The 15263-nt window shown below is 53.9% G+C and carries 11 protein-coding genes and 1 pseudogene; 2 read left to right on the forward strand and 10 right to left on the reverse strand.

Annotation, left to right across the window (positions count from 1 at the left end):
* Positions 1–125: 125 nt before the first annotated feature.
* The gene (locus NSS88_RS02300; protein ID WP_033017292.1) at positions 126–743 is read left to right on the forward strand and encodes a trimeric intracellular cation channel family protein; all 618 of its coding nucleotides are present in this window, start codon (positions 126–128) and stop codon (positions 741–743) included.
* 417 nt (positions 744–1160) lie between these two features.
* On the opposite strand, the gene NSS88_RS02305 is transcribed toward NSS88_RS02300, so the two are convergent.
* The 8 genes and pseudogenes from NSS88_RS02305 to NSS88_RS02340 all read right to left on the reverse strand — a co-directional run bounded on the left by NSS88_RS02305 (position 1161) and on the right by NSS88_RS02340 (position 10090).
* Entirely contained in the window at positions 1161–2039 is an 879-nt protein-coding gene (locus NSS88_RS02305; protein ID WP_055358870.1) for a DMT family transporter, read from the reverse strand.
* A 178-nt stretch (positions 2040–2217) separates the two neighbouring features.
* A pseudogene (locus NSS88_RS02310) lies at positions 2218–2394 on the reverse strand (hypothetical protein); the annotation flags it as partial.
* 89 nt (positions 2395–2483) lie between these two features.
* Positions 2484–3416, reverse strand: a complete 933-nt coding sequence (gene spoVK, locus NSS88_RS02315; RefSeq protein WP_049624714.1) for a stage V sporulation protein K — start codon at positions 3414–3416, stop codon at positions 2484–2486.
* A gap of 335 nt (positions 3417–3751) precedes the next feature.
* On the reverse strand, positions 3752–3979 hold the full coding sequence (gene hfq, locus NSS88_RS02320; protein WP_011230812.1) for an RNA chaperone Hfq: 228 nt from the start codon (positions 3977–3979) through the stop codon (positions 3752–3754).
* Positions 3980–4013: 34 nt separating this feature from the next.
* The gene (gene miaA, locus NSS88_RS02325; RefSeq protein WP_033017285.1) at positions 4014–4961 is read right to left on the reverse strand and encodes a tRNA (adenosine(37)-N6)-dimethylallyltransferase MiaA; all 948 of its coding nucleotides are present in this window, start codon (positions 4959–4961) and stop codon (positions 4014–4016) included.
* 193 nt (positions 4962–5154) lie between these two features.
* Positions 5155–6852 (reverse strand): methyl-accepting chemotaxis protein, encoded by a 1698-nt coding sequence (locus tag NSS88_RS02330; protein ID WP_341082863.1) that lies wholly within the window; start codon positions 6850–6852, stop codon positions 5155–5157.
* A gap of 211 nt (positions 6853–7063) precedes the next feature.
* Positions 7064–8413 (reverse strand): MDR family MFS transporter, encoded by a 1350-nt coding sequence (locus NSS88_RS02335; protein WP_341082865.1) that lies wholly within the window; start codon positions 8411–8413, stop codon positions 7064–7066.
* Between the two features lie 396 nt (positions 8414–8809).
* The gene (locus tag NSS88_RS02340; protein ID WP_014195603.1) at positions 8810–10090 is read right to left on the reverse strand and encodes an IS110 family transposase; all 1281 of its coding nucleotides are present in this window, start codon (positions 10088–10090) and stop codon (positions 8810–8812) included.
* A gap of 288 nt (positions 10091–10378) precedes the next feature.
* On the opposite strand from NSS88_RS02340, the gene NSS88_RS02345 reads away from it, so the two are divergent.
* The gene (locus NSS88_RS02345; RefSeq protein ID WP_055358872.1) at positions 10379–11899 is read left to right on the forward strand and encodes a glycine betaine uptake BCCT transporter; all 1521 of its coding nucleotides are present in this window, start codon (positions 10379–10381) and stop codon (positions 11897–11899) included.
* 227 nt (positions 11900–12126) lie between these two features.
* Here NSS88_RS02345 and NSS88_RS02350 read toward each other — a convergent pair whose 3' ends face one another.
* Positions 12127–13152 carry a C40 family peptidase gene (locus NSS88_RS02350; protein ID WP_341082867.1) on the reverse strand — a complete coding sequence of 342 codons (1026 nt, stop codon included), beginning with the start codon at positions 13150–13152 and terminating at the stop codon, positions 12127–12129.
* A 208-nt stretch (positions 13153–13360) separates the two neighbouring features.
* Complete coding sequence (gene mutL, locus NSS88_RS02355) at positions 13361–15253, reverse strand: DNA mismatch repair endonuclease MutL (RefSeq protein ID WP_055358874.1); 1893 nt, start codon at positions 15251–15253, stop codon at positions 13361–13363.
* Positions 15254–15263: the final 10 nt, after the last annotated feature.

A 15263-nucleotide genomic window follows, 5' to 3' on the forward strand; every position in this document is an offset into this window, starting at 1 on the left:
TCTCTACGTTCATGATACCAAATCCCACCGTCGGTCTGCTAGTTCGTTCCAAAAAAATGATTGATTTTCCGCCGCTTTTGCCCCTACAATGATACAAGAACACCGCACGGAAAGGAACAGCACGAATGACGTGGGAAGTATTGAGCATCATCGGCACGATCGCCTTTGCCATTAGCGGGGCGATCGTCGCGATGGAAGAGGAGTACGATTTGCTTGGGGTGTACATTTTAGGGATTGTCACCGCTTTTGGCGGCGGGGCGGTGCGCAATTTGCTGATCGGGGTTCCCGTGTCGGCGTTATGGGAACAAGAGCCGCTCTTTCTTGTCGCTTTGGCGGCCATGACAGTTGTGTATTTGTTCCCAAAGCAAATGCTGCCGCCGTGGAAGCGGTGGGGCAACTTTTTTGACGCCCTTGGGCTGTCCGCGTTCGCCATTCAAGGAGCGCTGTATGCCGTCAACATGGGTCATCCGTTAAGCGCGGTCATCGTCGCCGCGGTGTTGACCGGAAGCGGCGGCGGCATCATCCGCGATGTGCTCGCCGGACGGAAGCCGCTCGTGCTGCATGCGGAGATTTACGCCGCCTGGGCGATTTTGGCCGGCCTTGCCGTCGGGTTGAAATGGACGGATTCGCCCGTAGAGCTGTATATGCTGTTTATCGCCGTCGCCGCTTTGCGCATTTTGTCCTACACATACGGTTGGAAGCTGCCGCGCCGGGCGGTTGGGGAAACAGCGGGCGAGCCATGATAAAACGGCAAAATTGATTCGTACGAAAAGAGAGACGGCTCCTCGCTTTGATAATAGATGCAATTTAAAGCTTTAACATTTTTCGTCTTTGCCGGTCATTGCATCCGACTGTCGAGTGACCGAACAACGCCGCTTAAAGACCCATGAATGGGTCTGTGAAGCAAGTCGTTGTTCGGTCTTCCGTCACGCTAAGGCGTGACGGAGGCAAGCGTGTGGCTTGCCTCCGTCAGTCGAAAATGGGCAAACCACTTTTCTGTCAAGGATATGTTAAACTTCTTTGTTGCATCTATCCTGAAAATACCCGAACTCCAAAATGTGTAAAGTTGTAAAATTCAACATAGAGGTCTTTTCATCCTTCCGATGGTGACGAAATTTTTTTGTCATGGGAGTCTATATATAGTTTGCTGACGCTTTCCTTTACGCGCTTTGCTCGCTTCGCACCGCCACGGCCACGCCGGCAGCAATGAGCGCCCCGCCGAGCCAAAACGAGACATCGAGTTGCTCTTGTAAAAACAGCCGGCCAAAGAGCGAGCCGACGAGCGGCTGGAAAAAGAAAAAGAGCGAGCCGACGCCGGCGTCAATCATTTCCATCCCTTTGTTCCAAAGAAAAAATGCCCCTGCTGTCGATATAACGCCAAGATACAACACCCCAAGGGCGACGGGAACACTCCAATGGCTCGCAGCAAGCCCCGGCCCTTCGGCGAGCATCATCGGCGTCATGCCAATGAGTGCCACAAAAATGGCATACGTGGTGATCGAAAACACGGACAAGCGGGCCGAAGCGATTTTCACGAGCACCGACAACAGCGCCCAAGTGACCGCCGCGCCGACTAAGCAAATGTTGCCAAGAAACGTTGATTCTTCTCCGCCTCCTAAGCCGACGATGACGATGACACCCGCTGTCGCCAGTAGCAGCGCAGCCATTTTCCGCCATGTGAGCGTCTCGCCAAGCAGCCAGCGGGCAAACAAAACGACAAACGCCGGGGTCGAGGCGGTGATGAGGGAAGCGGTATGGGCGTTCGACCATTTTGTGCCGACAAACTGCAACGAAATGGAAACGACATAGCCGATGATTCCGATTGCGATGACCATCCCCCAGTCGCGCCCGCTCTTTGGCGGGCGCTCCCGTTTCGCCGTGGCGATGGCACCAAGCACAATCAAGGCGACGGCGTAGCGCAGCCAGACAAGCGTAAACGGCGGAATGTAGTCCAACACGTATTTGCTCACGACGTACATCCCGCCCCAAATGCTGGCAGCAAGCGATAAATACAAGGAAGCAAGAGCAGGTTGTTTCATGGCATCGATCCCCTTTGCGTTCTTCTTTCTGCTGCTGACTCCAAAAGCAAAGCCGTTATTTTCAGAACTAACAGCCAAACAAGACGGTGCTCGATCAGCTAGACGTCGCTTTCTTCCGGAGGAAACACAGGGGCGAGCGGAACCGTCAAATCCGGTTGCCAAAACGAAACCAGCTCATCGCGCGGATTTCCTGGGCGGCGAAATGAATCGCCTGCTGCCCCGAGCCGCACATCCGGTTGATTTGCACGGCCGGCACTTCGACCGGAAAGCCAGCTTCGAGCGCCGCGAGCCGGCCGATGTTGTATCCTCTTTTTTGCGGCACAAAAAAGAAAGGAAGACCTCTTTCTTTCGACAAGAAAAAGAAAGAGGAGCCTCCTTGGCTTTTTTATCATCTCGCGCCGAGAAGACCCCCACTTCCACGCGTGAGCGTAGGTGGGAGAGCGTTCAAGCATGAATCACTAAATCGCGGTCACGGATCGTCATCAGCTCTTTTTTGTCATAGCGCCCTTCGTGCAGAAGACGGACCGCCTGCTTGCGGATCGCTTTTTCGATTAAGTTGCGCACATAGCGGCCGTTGCTGAACTTGAGGCGGCCGGTCGCTTCCAGCGTCCCTTCGAGATGAATGTACAGTTTCCGCTCCGCTTCCGGCGTCATGTCGTATTCGCGCTCACGCAGCATTTGTTTGGCGATTTGCACGAGCTCTTCGACGGTATAGTCCGGAAACTCGATCGTCAGCGGAAAGCGCGACGGCAACCCTGGGTTCAACGATAAAAAATAGTCCATTTCTTTCGGATAACCGGCTAAAATGACAACCAAATCGTCGCAATAGTCTTCCATTCCTTTCACAAGCGTATCGATCGCTTCCTTGCCAAAGTCTTTTTCCCCGCCGCGGGCGAGCGAATACGCCTCATCGATAAACAAAATGCCGCCGCGCGCTTTTTTGATCAAATCGCGCGTTTTGCTCGCCGTATGCCCGATGTACTCTCCGACCAAATCGGCCCGCTCCGCCTCGATGAAATGCCCTTTGGACAGCACGTTCATCTCAAAAAACAGCTTGCCGAGCAAGCGAGCCACCGTCGTTTTGCCGGTGCCGGGATTGCCTTTGAAAATCATATGGAGCGCCTGGCGGTTGGCCTTTAAGCCGTTCTCCTTGCGCAGCCGGTTGATGTACAGCCAGGCGTAAATTTCCTTGATGATTTTTTTGACATGATCAAGGCCGATCAGCTGATCAAGCTCCTTTTGAATATTGCGGAGCGCCTGATGCTCTTCGCCATCGAGCCAGTCGTTTCTCTCTTCTTTCACTAAATGGTTTACCGTTTTGGAGTTCAACACGATGTTGATTTGCCCTTTCGCCTTGTTCATCGTCAATTCTGACAAGGGGCGTCACCTCGCTTACCATTTTCTTCCATACGCACCCGTTCCGACTTGGCTTTTGACGCCTTGCCTTTTCGTTACTAGTATACGTACGCCGCCGCCGATCCGTGACAATCGCCCAAACGAACAGCGGGTCGGCTATAGCGGAAAAAGTTTGTATATGTTTATTCACAAAAGCGGCGGTTTACGCATCTGAATTCACCTCGTCCCTCACTTCCCTTCGGGTGACGCAGGAGCTTGTCGATCAAATAGCGGGCGCGGAAGGAAAACGGGAAATGGCAAAAGGCGCCCTCCGCGAAGGAAGGCGCCTTTTTTCGGCGGCGCATGTACCGTCGGTCTTACTGTTCGGTTTCAAAATGGATGTTCCGCTCCGGCGCAAACGTCGAAATGGCGTGCTTGTAAATGAGCTGTTGTTTTCCTTGCACTTCCAAAAGTACGGTGAAGTTGTCAAACCCTTTAATGTATCCGCGCAGTTGGAAGCCGTTCAATAAGAAGACGGTCACTTGAATGCCCTCTTTGCGCAGCTGGTTTAAAAACTGGTCTTGAATATTGATCGTATTTTTCATCAAACGTCCTCCTCTTTTCTCTCTAAGGATATAATTATATATTCGCTTCAAGTTGAAGCTTTCCTGCTACATAGCGAGAAATTTCCTCCACCTTGGCGGCGAACTGCCCAGCGTCGGTCATGTCAAACCATTTCACCGGCATTTGGTTGCGAAACCAAGTGAGCTGCCGTTTCGCATAGCGGCGCGAATTTTGTTTCAGCAGCTCAATCGCTTCATCAAGGGAAACGCGGCCGTCAAAATAGTCGTACAGCTCCTTGTAGCCGATGGCTTGCACCGCCTGGCAGTCGCGCAGGCCGCGGTCATAAAGCGCCCTCGCCTCTTCGATCAACCCTGCGGCGATCATCTCATCGACCCGCTCGTTGATGCGGCGGTAAAGCGCCTCCCGCTCCGCCGTCAAGCCAACGATGGCCGCCTCATACAAAAGCCGCTTTGACTGCCCTTGCTGCCACTCGCTGAACGGCTTTCCGGTCGAGTGATACACTTCTAAGGCGCGGATGACGCGGCGGATGTTGTGCGGATGAATGCGGGCCGCACTTATTGGATCAACCGCCTCAAGCCGCCGGTGAAGCGCTTCGGCTCCTTGCTCGGCCGCCAGCTGTTTGAGCGCCCGGCGGTACGCTTCGTCGGAAGGGGCGGCGGAAAATTGGTAATCGTAAAGGGCTGCCTGAATGTACAGCCCGGTGCCGCCGACGATGATCGGCAGCCGGCCGCGCGCCGAAATCTCGGTGATGAGCGCACGGCAAAGCCGCTGAAATTCGACGACGGAAAACGGTTCGCACGGCTCTTTGATGTCCAGCAAATGATGCGGGATTCCTTCCATCTCATCGGGCTTCACTTTCGCCGTGCCAATGTCCATCCCTTTATAAATTTGCATCGAATCGCCGCTGATGACCTCTCCGCCCAGCTTTTTCGCCAACGCGATGCCGAGCTTCGTTTTGCCGACCGCCGTCGGCCCGACGATGACGGCGACTTTCTCAGCCATAGCGCGTCACTGCTTTCTGTTGTGGGACTTGTGTCAACCATCATTATACATAAAAACAGCTGTGCATGGAACCATTTCTTTCATACGTTTTCTCCATCCACAAATCGTTTTATACATGACAGCGCGAAAAATCGCCTTTCTTCCCTTTCGCCATAACCATATGGAAAAAAATGAACGCCATAAAAGGCGCTCATCATAATGAAAACTTGTTGACAATCGCCTGCAAATCGTCCGCCATTTTCGAGAGCGACGCGGCCGAAGCTGAAATTTCCTCCATCGAGGCCAGCTGTTCCTCGGTCGCCGCCGACACCTCCTGCGCACCGGCCGATGTCGACTCGGCCACGTCGGCGACAAGCCGGACGGAGCGCACCATTTGCTCCGAAGAAGAGACCATGTCGCTGACCGCGGTGGATACGTCGCGGATTTGCGCCGCAACTTCGTCCACGGCGGCGCGAATGCGGGCGAACATTTCTCCCGAGGCGCGAATGACGTTCGTTCCGGCCGTCACTTCGTTGACGACCGACTCCATCGATTGGACGGCATGGACCGTTTCTTCTTGAATGGCATCGATCAATTCCGCGATTTGCTGGGCCGATTGGGCCGATTGCTCGGCGAGCTTCCGCACTTCGTCAGCAACGACGGCAAAGCCGCGCCCGTGCTCGCCGGCGCGCGCCGCCTCAATCGCGGCATTTAACGCAAGCAAATTCGTCTGCGCCGCAATATTGCGGATTGCTTCGATGATGGAGCCGATTTGCTCGGAACGGTGGCCAAGCCCTTTAATGAGGTCAGCCAGCCGCTCGACCGTATCGTTCACTTTGTTCATTTGCGCGACGCCCGCCTCGATCGTTTGCCCGCCCTCAGCCGCTTGTCTCGACGCCTCACTAGCGATGGCGGACACGCTTTGCGCCCGTCCGGAAATTTGCTCGATTCTCTCAGACATCGAATCGACCGCGGCGGACGTTTCTTCCACGCTTTGCATTTTCTTGTCCATGCCGGAAGCAACGCCCTGAATCGTCATGGCGATTTGCTCGGTCGCCTTGCTCGTCTGTTCGGCGCTCGCTGCCAGCTCCTCCGACGAAGCGGCGACTTGCTCGGCGTTTTGCGCCACTTCCTTTAGCACTTCGCGCAAATTTTGGGCCATTTGTTCAAACGAAGCGGCCAGCTCGCCGATTTCGTCCCGGTTGCGGACGCCGGTTTTCGTCTTGGTCAAATCGCCGGCAGCGATCCGACCAGCCGCATCCGACAGCACCAATAGCGGGCGGGAAATCGAGCGGCTGATGTAATAGCTGACGGTCGCTCCAGCCGCCACCGTCAACAAGCCGACGATGATGATCAGCCGCTCGACCGCAGCCGCCGATGCGCTCGCATGATCATTAGCTTCCTTCATTTCCTGCTCCTGGAGAGCGACCAATTGATGCTCCTTTTCATCAAATTGGGTTGTTAAGTCGCGCCCTGTTGTGGTCACAAGGGCGATGTACTGCTCCGGTTTGTTTTGCGCTTTTAAGTCGAACGTTTTTTGCCCAAGTTCGTAAAACTGCTGTTCAAGCAAATCGAGCTCGGCAAGCTGCTGTTTCGTTTCTTCCCGCGTCAGCTTCGCCGCAAGCTTTTCGCTTATTTTCTTGTACTCCTCATGCGCTTTTTCAAAGTTTTTCCTTAACGTCTCATCGCCAGTCAACAAATAGCCGCGCATGCTGCCGACTTGGCGGTAGATGAGCACCTCCAGCTCCTTGACGTTGACGAGATTCGGCACCCGTTTGTCAATGACATCGGTATATGTACCGTTCAGTTTGGAAATTTCGTAATAAGAAAACCCGACTAGCAGCGCGATCAACACATAGACAAGGCCAAACCCAGCCTGCAGTTTTCTGCGCACGGTCATTTTCATGTTCATTGGCAAATCCTCCTTCTGTGAATCAGTATGTTGTTCTATCTACATTATCGGATGATCACAGACAATGTTTAGGGTTTTTTTGGCTCTTTTGCCATCTTTGATGAAAAGGCCTGCTTCATTGAGAAAATCAACTGGATTTTCTCAATGAGCCTCCTCTTTCACCGTCAACTCGCAAAGAGCAAACAGGCCGCACCCATGCCGCTTCCCCGCCTTACGCCGTTCCTTCCGGCTGCCACGTGTTTCGGCCGGCTTCGGCTTCATCATGAATGAAAAGCGAGGTGACAAGCGCGGCGATGCTGCCAATGAGGCCGAATAAAAACAAATGATGGATGCCGGTCATAAACGTCGGCGCCTTCGTCAAAAACGCTCCCATGACGGTCACGCCGATCGCCGTGCCGATATTGCGGCAAAACATAAAAAAGGACGTCGCGATTCCTTTTTCATGAGCGTCGGCAAGCTGCTGCGAGCCAATGACCCCAACGGTCGACGTCAACCCGAATGACAGCCCTTGGACAAACATGACGAAAAACACATACCAAAATCCGTGACTTTCGTTCAGCAGCGCCAGAAGCAGGCCGGACGCAACCAGCAGCACATTGCCGATGATGAGAAGCGGACGGTAGCCATAGCGCAAAATCCATTTCCCGGCCGGCACGGCGGCGATCATCCAGCCAACGGACGAGCCAAGCAAGGCAACGCCGCTGATAAATACCGATAAATGAGCAACATTTTGCAAAAAGAGCGGAATGTAGCTTGACGTGCCAAACAGCGCGACGCAGCTGACAAAGCCGTTAATGTTCATCCATTTGAGCGTGCGGTGATGAACAAGTGAAAGCGGCACGAGCGGAGACGGCTGCCGTTTTTCGAAAAAGTAAAACGCAACAAGTAAGAGCGCGCCGGCCGCCCCGTACCACCATTGCCCCCGCGCAACGACGGTGACGAGCAAAAGCAAACTGACCGCCGCCGCAAACAACGCAGCCCCCATGTAATCGACCGCCGCCCGCTTCGGTTCATATACTTCTTTATATGGAAACAACGTCACAAGCGAGAGCAAGCAGATGGGAATGTTGACATAAAAAATCCAGCGCCATGTCGCGTATTCGACAAACAGCGAGCCTAAAAGCGGCGCCAAGACGGCGGAAATGCCCCACATGGCGGTAAAAAACGCCTGGATCTTTCCGCGCTTTTCCACCGGAAACAAATCACCGGCGATAATGGCCGGAAACGGCATCATAAACCCGGCGCCGACCCCTTGTACGGCGCGGAACAGGACGAGTTGCACCATATTTTGCGACAAACCGCAAAGAAGCGAGCCAATCAAAAATAAAATGATGCCAAAGCTGAATACGTTTTTGCGGCCAAACAGGTCGGACAGACGGCCGGCAATCGGCGACAGGACGGTCGTTGTAATCATGTATGACGCAAACGCCCAGGCGTACAAAGAAAACCCTCCAAGCTCTTTGGCGATGATCGGCATTGTCGTGTTCATGATGGTCGTATCCATGGACGCGACGAGCATCGCCAGCACGATGCTGACCATGACCGACAGGCGGCTGCTCATACAAATAACCTCCCTCTAGAAATGTTGATCTATCAAGGCTTTTCGGCCTCTCAGGGGTGTCCAAAAAATATTTTTCGACAAAATCCCTTACATCCTTTTTCAGTTTTGTGGATATCTTACAGACCTAGGGTGCGCTTCGCGGCCACGGCTGGTTATATTTTCCTGCCGTGGGGGGAAGCGTATTCGATGCACCCTTTGGATCTCCGCGTCGCTGATGAGGACGAACCCTCCCATGTCTCCGGGCGTCTTCGCGCCAACATTCCCTCGTTCGGTCTCGTCATCAGGCGGAGGCCGGCCAAGCTCCTTTGGGGACTCAAGGTCGAATGGATAAAATCACGCCAGCTTCTCCGGTGTCATCCTGTTGTCCAACGATTCTTCCGTTCGCAGGGGGAGGCCTTAGGCCGCCCGTTGCACCTGGGACAAGACGTCCTGTTTCATTCGCTCCGCGTCAAAGGCTTGTTTCTTCGTACAAATCGCAAACAGCACATTCAACAGCTTCCGGCACAAGGCGACGATGGATTGCTTTCCGGTCAGCGGGTTGACGGATCGGGTCGTGTAATATTCATGCAGCTCGCGAAACGCCTCGTTGTGCCGGATCAGCGGAATCATCGCCCGAAACAGCACCGAGCGCAGCCGTTTCCGTCCCCGTTTGGAGATGTGCTTTTGCCCTTTGCGCTGGCCGGAGGAGTTCTCCTTGAGCGTCAGGCCCGCCAACTTCACCAATTGGCGCGGGTCCCGATAATGGGCGAAGCTGCCGATCTCCGCCAACAGATCGATAATCGTGGCGTCTCCCAACCCGTCGACCGTTTTCAGCCATTGATACTCCATCGTCGTTTGAACCAATGCCTTCAACTCGGCGTCCAACGCGGCGATCTCCGCCTCCAATTGGCGGTATCGGCGGACGAGCGCGGCGATCTCAAACCGGGCCATCGTCGTCCCTTCCGTCACCCCAATGGAGTCCTTCGCGGCGTTGATCAACGCCTGAATTTTGGCCTTCTGCGGGCATTTCAGCCCTTCGCTTTGCCGGTACACCTCGATGAGCTCCTCGGCGGATCGGCCGGCCATATCGGCCGGAAGCGGCGTCCACTCCAGCACCGAAAGCGCCGTTTTCCCCAGGTCGCGAAACACCGTCCAAAACTCCGGAAAATATCGGTCGGTCCAGCGGACGATCGCGTTTTTCACCGCCGTCTGTTCCTTGCGGAGCTTCTCTTTGAGCGTGCTTCCCACGCGCAAATCGGCTTCGATCTCGTGCAGCAGCCGGGGGACGAGGAATCGTCCGTCTTTTGCCAGTCTGGCAATGACCAGGGCGTCTTTGGCGTCGTGTTTCGTCGGCAGGTTGTCATCGAGTTCTTTCGACCGGCACACATGCGCCGGGTTGACCATGACCAACGGGATCCCGTGCTCCTCGAGGAAGTAGGCCAGGTTCAACCAGTAGTGCCCGGTCGGCTCCACCGCGACGATCACCTCTGACTTCCCAAACGCTTGCATCGCCTCCTGAATCGCTTTATACAGCTGCTGAAACCCCTCTTTCGACTGGAAGATCGGGAACGACTTGCGAAGCACGCGCCCCCGGTCATCCACGAAGCAGGCGTAGTGAGTTCGTTTCGCGATATCGATGCCCACGACAAGCGTTTGTTCCGTAACTTGATCAATTTTATAGTTTTGTGTACAATTCATCTGAAGTCCTCCTTGGCATGATGGTAGGTATTGTTTGACACCCCTGCATCATACCAAGAGGGCTTTTTTTGATCAAGTCCCCGGAAAAGCTCCTAACGGGAATGCTCCTTTTTTGGTAAACTACAAGTATTTTATTTTACACGATAAAAAATCATGGCACAAAATGATATGCGTCAAAAATTTGGATCGTTTGTATTCATTGTCGAATTTTGTTACCCTAAAAGTGCAAAGCCCCAAAACCGCTAACACGATCCTCATGAGATTATTGTACAAATAAGGAGGAATGAGATGAAAAAAACAACAAGCGTCTTTTCTATTTCCATTGTGATCGCCATTGTGTTTATTATTTGGGGAGTCGTTCCGGAGTCTTTGCTGCCACGCTACAATTTAAAGGCGGTCAGCAACGCGGTACACTCGTTTCTGATCGATAAATTCGGCTGGTTTTATTTGCTCAGCGCTTCGTTGTTTTTGGCGTTTTCTTTGTTTCTTATTTTTTCCCGTTACGGAAATATCCGCCTCGGCCGCGACGGGGAAGAACCGGAATACAGCTATATGACGTGGTTTGCCATGCTGTTTAGCGCCGGAATGGGAATCGGGTTAGTGTTTTGGGGAGTGGCCGAACCGGTGTCCCACTATTACACGCCGCCAACAGGAGAAGAGGCAACGGCGGAAGCGGCCCGTCTGGCCATGCGCTACTCGTTTTTCCATTGGGGGCTGCATCCATGGGCGATCTACGGCGTCCTTGCCTTGGCGCTCGCTTACTTCCAGTTTCGCAAGCGAGAAGCCGGGGTCATCAGCCGCACGCTGCGCCCGTTGCTAGGAGCGCGGACAGAAGGCGGTCTCGGTGTAGCCATTGATACGCTAGCCGTATACGCAACCATTTTTGGCGTCGCCACCTCGCTAGGGCTGGGAGCCATTCAAATCAGTGGGGGATTGCATCAGTTGTTCCCAAATATTTCAAACTCTATTTCAACACAACTGCTCATCATTGTGGTTGTCACGGCTCTGTTTATGCTCTCGGCGCAAACCGGCCTAAACAAAGGCATAAAATGGCTGAGCAACATCAATATTGCGCTCGCATTGTTGCTTATGTTGTTCATGCTGTTTGCCGGTCCAACGAATTTTATTTTGGATGTGTTCACGTCGACGATCGGGACGTACTTACAAAATCTTCCCTCGATGAGTTTCCGGCTCAACCCGTTCGAGCAAAATGATTGGCCGAAAGTGTGGACCATTTTTTATTGGGCGTGGTGGATCGCATGGGCGCCGTTTGTGGGGACGTTTATTGCTCGCATTTCCCGTGGGCGCACGATCCGTGAATTTATGATCGGTGTCTTGGCGGTTCCAACGATTTTCAGCGCCCTTTGGTTTTCCGTGTTTGGCGGCTCAGCTCTTTATTTGGAGCAGTTCCAACATGCCGGCATTGGCGAGGTAATGAATGAAAAAGGAGTAGAAATAGCTCTGTTTTTTACATTCGAACATTTCCCATTCGCTCCATTGCTCTCGGGAATTGCCATTTTGCTCATTTGCACATTTTTCGTCACATCGGCAGACTCAGCAACGTTTGTGCTCGGCATGCAAACCACTAAGGGCAGTTTAAACCCGCCAAATTCGGTCAAGTTCGTCTGGGGCATCATTCAATCGGCAGCTGCGGCGATCTTGCTGTGGACTGGCGGTCTGCAAGCGTTGCAAACCGCTTCGATCATCGCTGCATTCCCGATTGCGATCATCATGATTTTGATCGTTCTGTCCCTTATCCGTTCATTTCAGGAGGAAGTGACGCGAAAAGCGAAAAAACCCATCCAATAATGACCAAAGGTGTCCCTCAAGCAACGGGACACCTTTTCTTATTATAGGATGTACGAAATGATTGACAGGCCTTATGATTCCCTTGGTTGTGACGATCAGCAGCTGAAGCAACATCTTTGCACGGGATGCATAAAAAAAGGCTGCCCGCCAAAGCCACAAATGTGCTTTATGCGAGCAGCCTTCCGCCGCATTCGGTTATGTTTAAGCCGACGTCCATACGCATCCCGTTAGTTAAGCACCCGAACCGCTTTTACATACCGCGTTTTCCAATAGGATGACGTCAGCGACGAATACGTGACACCGAGCGAAACGGCGGCGTTGATCATTTGCCCGTTGCCAGCATAAATGCCGACGTGGTTGATTGTGCCGTTCGAATCGGTATCAAAAAAGACGAGATCGCCTTTTTGCAACTGGCCAAACGACACCGTTCTTCCCGCTTGCGCCTGAGCGATGGATGTGCGCGGCAGCGAAATGCCGACTTCGCCAAAAACGCGCATCGTAAACGATGAGCAGTCAAACACATCGGTGCGCGACGGGCTTGCTCCGTACAAATAACGCGCCCCTAAATATTTTTCCGCAATATCGATGATTCGGTCGGCAAGCGATGCGGACGACTCAGTGGCAGCCGATTCGGCGGCCGATACTTGCTGCTTGGCCTCCCGGACATCAGCCGTTCCGCCCGCCACTTTAATGGCTTGGCCAATGCGGATGGTGTTCGGGTTTGTAATTTGCGGATTCAGTGCCAATAGACGGTCGACCGTCGTTTGAAACTTGTTCGCAATCTCAAGCAGCGTATCCCCCGCCTGCACGATATACCGGCCGCTTGTCGGCACGGCTGCCGGCTGCACATTGTATGTATTGGAACGTTCCTGTTCCCCTGCTACTTGCAGCCTCTGCCCGGCGCGAATGAAGTCTGGGTTCGTAATGCTTGGATTGAGCTTGAGCAGCGCATCCACAGTCGTGCCAAACTTGCGGGCGATTCCGCTTAGCGTATCACCAGGCTCGACCGTATATGTATTCGAAGAAGATTCGTTCGATTCATTTGGCTCATTGACGCGCAATACTTGTCCGGGAAAAATCAAATCCGAAGACAAATCGTTTTCTTGCTTTAACGCTGCGACCGTCGTGCCGGATTGCCGGGCAATCTTCCAAAGCGTATCGCCTTTTTGCACCGTATAGCTCGCCGCCGATGCCGCGTGGCCGGCCAACAAGGAACCGATCAACGTGCTTGTCAATATAACCGTTTTTTTCATGCTGCATCCCCCTATGACGTCGATGTATCCATCTTTATGTATCCATGTTTATACAAAATTCGCTATCACTCTACAAAATTCACCACGTATTCCTACACATGAGCCATTATAGTAAAATCAAAGCAATCCGTCTGTAACAGAAAGAATAAAAGTAGATTACAAAACGATTACAAAAAGCGCCCCCTTTGTCGCACAAAGGGGGCGCAGGCTACATCACCCGTTTAAATAGTTTTTCAATTTCATATGTCGAAAAATGAACGATGATCGGCCGGCCGTGGGGACAAGTAAATGGGTCCGTCGTCTGCCGCAGCGCCTCAAGCAAAGCGAACAGTTCATCCTGGCGCAAATGTTGGTTTGCTTTAATGGCGCGCTTGCAGCTCATTAAGATCGCCGCTTGTTCGCGCAATTGCTTGATGTCGACCGTTTTGGCCGCCAACACTTGTTCGATCATTTCCTCGATGATTTCCCTTTCTCTCCCTTTCGGAAACCACGTCGGATGGGAGCGAACGAGAAACGCCCGCGGCCCAAACGGCTCAAGAAACACGCCGCAGCGCGCCAGCTCATTGCGGCAGGCGGCGATCCGCTCGTACTCGTCGGCTGGATATTCAAACATCAACGGAACGAGCAGCTCCTGCACTTCCTTCGTGGCTTCGCCGAGTTTTTCCCGGAAATATTCATAGTTGATCCGCTCTTGAGCCGCATGCTGATCGATCATATACAGCCCATGTTCGTTCTCCGCCAAAATGTACGTCCCATGCAATTGTCCAATCGGATAAAGCGGCGGCAGGCGATCGGCCGCCGCTTTATCTTCCGCTTGCCCATCTGTCGGCAAGCGGAGGGCACGCCGTTCTTCTCCCACCTCTTCCTCCTGCTTTCGCTCGAAAGCGGGCCCATGTTCGTCCGGTATTCCCCATTCATCCGTCCGCACAGCCGCGGATGGCCGCTCAGCCGGTGCGTCACCGGTTAGCGGCGCAAAAGGGGTGGTCGCATCTTCCCCGTCGCCGATGTCGCTCGATAAGACAGACGGCTCGCGGACGCGATGAGTGAACGTCCAAGCCGCCTGCTCCGCCTTTGGTTTTGCCAGCTTGCTGTCGGCCGATACGGACGGAATGAGCGTCCGCTCGCGAAATGCCTGGCGGATGGCGTCTGTGACGAGCTCATTCAGCTCTGCTTCCTTGCTAAAGCGGACTTCGAGCTTTGCCGGATGGACGTTGACATCGACAAGCACCGGATCCATTTCAATGGATAAAAACACAATCGGATAGCGGCCGATCGGCAAGAGCGTATGGTAGCCGGCTTCAATCGCTTTTATGAGCGGCACGCTGCGCACATAGCGGCCATTGACAACAAGCGAGATGTAGTTGCGCGAGGCGCGCGTCACGTCCGGCGGCGAAATGTAGCCGCGAACGGTAAAATCGAGCGATTCCGCTTCGATGGGGATCATTTGTCTCGCCGTCTCGGCGCCGTAAATAGCGGCGAGCACGTGCCGGACATCGCCGCTGCCATTGGTGGCAAGCAATGTTTTGCCCTGGTGGCGGAGGCGAAATGATACGTCCGGATGGGCGAGCGCCAGCCGGTTGACGACGTCGGCCGCATGGCCGAGCTCGGTGTGGATCGTTTTCATATATTTCAAGCGCGCTGGGGTGTTGAAAAACAAGTTCGATACGGTAATATCCGTCCCTTTACGCCCCGCCGCCCGCTCGCGGGAGACGAGTGCGCCGCCTTGAAGCACAAGCTTCGTTCCCGGTCCGCTGCCCGTGCCGGTCGTCAGCTCCACTTCGGATACAGAAGCGATGCTCGGCAGCGCCTCACCGCGGAACCCGAGCGTGCGGATGCGGAACAAATCGTGCTCGTTGTGAATTTTGCTTGTCGCATGACGTTCAAAAGCGAGCAAGCAGTCGTCTTCCTCCATGCCATCGCCGTTGTCGATGACGCGGATTTTCGCCATTCCCGCCTCTTCAAGCTCGATGTTGATGACCGTACTATGGGCATCAATGGCGTTTTCCACCAACTCCTTGACGACCGAAGCCGGCCGCTCGACGACCTCGCCGGCGGCGATTTTGTTTGCCAGCAGGTCATCGAGCTTGCGGATGCGTCCCATCGGGCCTCCC

This window comes from Geobacillus sp. FSL W8-1251, from assembly GCF_038005945.1.
GTDB classification, from domain to species: domain Bacteria; phylum Bacillota; class Bacilli; order Bacillales; family Anoxybacillaceae; genus Geobacillus; species Geobacillus stearothermophilus.